Source organism: Psychrobacillus sp., from assembly GCF_056205495.1.
Genome location: NZ_JBAEAP010000167.1, coordinates 1 through 2,861, shown reverse-complemented (window position 1 = coordinate 2,861; position 2,861 = coordinate 1). Strand labels below are relative to the sequence as shown.

Here is a 2,861-nt window from a genome sequence, read left to right as displayed (position 1 = left end):
TCAGATAAAAAAAGAAAGAGCTAGAAACTTTCACAACGTAGCAGACGATTTAGAAAGAGAATACTATACAACTATTCCAATTCTAACTAAATTATTCGAGGAAGCAGGATTTCAAGCGCATTTCTCGAAGATGAATGATTATGTCTGGATTATGGACGCAACGAAAAAATAAGGAGCGATTTATAATGAAAAAAATGAACGTAGAAAGCTTTAACCTAGATCACACAAAAGTAGCAGCACCATTTATACGCCTAGCAGGAACAAAAGAAGGAAAACATGGCGATGAAATTTACAAATATGATATTAGATTTAAACAACCAAACAAAGAACATATGGAAATGCCAGGGCTACACTCTCTGGAGCACTTAATGGCTGAAAATATTCGTAACCATACAGATCAAGTCGTAGATTTAAGTCCAATGGGCTGCCAAACTGGTTTTTACCTATCAGTCATAAATCATGAGGATTACGATGAAATTCTTGTCATTCTTGAAAAGACGTTAGAGGACGTACTGCAAGCAACGGAGGTACCTGCTTGTAATGAGGTACAGTGCGGGTGGGCAGCTAGCCATAGTTTAGAGGGAGCAAAAGAAATAGCTTCTGAAATGCTTTCTAAAAAAGATGAATGGCGACAAATTTATAAAGAGGAAGCATAAATGAATATTTTTAATAGCGTGCAAGAACTGATAGGAAATACACCCGTAATAGAAATAAATAATATATCTATTCCTAACAATTGCCGCATATTTGCAAAGCTTGAATACCTAAATCCAGGTGGTAGCGTGAAGGATCGCCTTGGTCTAGCTTTAATCGAGGATGCAGAGAAATCCGGTAAGCTTACTCCTGGTGGGACAATCATAGAGCCTACAGCAGGGAATACCGGAATTGGTGTTGCACTCGCAGCAATTGGGAAGGGGTATAAGGTTAAGTTTGTAGTTCCTCAAAAGTTTAGTCTCGAGAAGCAGACCCTTATGCGAGCACTGGGTGCAGAGGTCATAAATACGGACACAGCATTAGGGATGCAAGGGGCTATTAAGAAAGCGCAGGAGCTAGTGAAAGTCACACCAGGTGCTTTTTCGCCCTCTCAATTTTCTAACCCTGCTAACCCCAAAACGTATGAGCATACACTTGGTCCAGAGCTATGGAGAGATTTAGAGGGACAAATTGATGTGTTTGTAGCTGGAGCTGGCTCGGGTGGAACCTTTATGGGCACGTCCACCTTTTTAAAGGAACGGAATAAAAAAATTAAAACAGTAATCGTAGAGCCTGTGGGTTCCATTTTAAATGGTGGAGAAGCTGGCTCTCATGCAACCGAAGGAATAGGTATGGAATTTTTACCGGAGTTTATGGATTCATCTTATTTCAATGCAATTCATACCGTTAGTGATGAGAAAGCCTTTGCAGAGTTGCGTAGACTCTCAGAAAAAGAAGGCTTACTGGTGGGAAGCTCCTCAGGTGCTGCATTTTACGCAGCAATGAAGGAAGCAGAGGTGGCATTAGAGGGAAGTCATATCGTTACCATCTTTCCGGACTCTAGTGAACGCTATTTGAGCCAGAAGGTATATGAATTATTCAAGGGGGAATAAATAAATGCGCGCAAAAACAAAGCTTATTCATGCAGGAATCGTTGGAGATGAAGCAACAGGTGCCGTATCAACACCGATTTACCAGGTGAGTACGTATAAGCAAGAAGCTGTTGGTAAATTTAAAGGCTATGAATATTCACGAACAGGTAACCCGACTCGTCATGCATTAGAAGTGTTAATCAGTGATTTAGAGGGTGGGGTAGCAGGCTTTGCCTTTTCTTCAGGAATGGCTGCAACAAGCTCAATCATGATGCTCTTCAGTAAGGGGGACCATGTCCTATTAACTGATGATGTTTATGGAGGCACGTTCCGAGTGATTTCTAAAGTATTGAATCGCTTTGGAATCGATTCTACATTCATCGATACAGGGGATCTTGCTAATGTCGAGGCAGCTATTCAAGAAAATACTAAGGCAATTTTCTTGGAGACTCCAACAAATCCTTTATTGAAGGTAACAGACATAGAAGCTATAGCAAAATATGCAAAGGGAAAAGGACTATTAACTATTGTGGATAACACGTTTATGACTCCTTATTTCCAACAACCAATTGCACTTGGTGCAGATATTGTTGTGCATAGTGCCACAAAGTATTTAGGAGGCCACAGTGACGTAGTAGCAGGTCTTGCGGTGGTTAATTCCGAGAAGCTAGCGAGTGAGCTGCATTTTGTTCAAAACTCAGTTGGTGCTGTGCTCGGACCTCAGGATTCCTGGCTGCTGATGCGAGGCATTAAAACACTAGGCTTACGTATGGAAGAGCATAATGAAAGTGCCCAACGAATAGCAGAGTTTTTAAACGATCACGATGCAGTCGGAAAAGTATTTTATCCTGGCCTTTCTTCTCATCCAGGACATGACCTGATGCAAAAACAAGCTACAGGATTTGGAGGAATGATCTCCTTTGACGTTGGAAGTGCAGAAAAAGCAGATGAGCTGTTGGCGAAGCTGAAATACTTTACACTTGCAGAAAGCTTAGGAGCTGTAGAAAGCTTAATCTCCGTACCTGCCCGTATGACGCACGCTTCTATTCCGAGTGAACGAAGAGCAGAATTAGGTATTACCGATGGATTAGTTCGCATTTCTGTAGGCATCGAGGATGTAGAGGACTTAATAGAAGATTTAGAGCAAGCCTTGGCTTAGAAAAAGCAGGAGGTAAGTGATCCAATCCTAAAAAACAACCTACCGGTGATAAAATCTCACAAACGGTGATAAAACTCATTCGACATACAGAATAGTTTTCTAGAGACCCCTTTACTACTAGGGGTCTCTTTTTATTG

At 41.3% G+C, this 2,861-nt stretch carries 3 protein-coding genes; all 3 read left to right on the top strand.

The features are described 5' to 3' along the window. Positions 1-185: 185 nt before the first annotated feature. From AC06OU_RS04970 to AC06OU_RS04960, 3 genes are read left to right on the top strand one after another with little or no spacing between them, the layout of a single operon-like run. Entirely contained in the window at positions 186-656 is a 471-nt protein-coding gene (locus tag AC06OU_RS04970; RefSeq protein ID WP_169360242.1) for an S-ribosylhomocysteine lyase, read from the top strand. Beyond that, entirely contained in the window at positions 657-1,586 is a 930-nt protein-coding gene (locus AC06OU_RS04965; RefSeq protein WP_475854363.1) for a PLP-dependent cysteine synthase family protein, read from the top strand. A gap of 4 nt (positions 1,587-1,590) precedes the next feature. Further along, on the top strand, positions 1,591-2,724 hold the full coding sequence (locus tag AC06OU_RS04960) for a bifunctional cystathionine gamma-lyase/homocysteine desulfhydrase (RefSeq protein ID WP_475854362.1): 1,134 nt from the start codon (positions 1,591-1,593) through the stop codon (positions 2,722-2,724). The last annotated feature ends 137 nt before the right edge of the window (positions 2,725-2,861 follow it).

What these genes read in the sequence shown, in the direction of transcription:
- AC06OU_RS04970 (WP_169360242.1), top strand. Translation starts at nt 186, where the DNA reads ATGAAAAAAATGAACGTAGAAAGCTTTAACCTAGATCACACAAAAGTA.
- AC06OU_RS04965 (WP_475854363.1), top strand. Translation starts at nt 657, where the DNA reads ATGAATATTTTTAATAGCGTGCAAGAACTGATAGGAAATACACCCGTA.
- AC06OU_RS04960 (WP_475854362.1), top strand. Translation starts at nt 1,591, where the DNA reads ATGCGCGCAAAAACAAAGCTTATTCATGCAGGAATCGTTGGAGATGAA.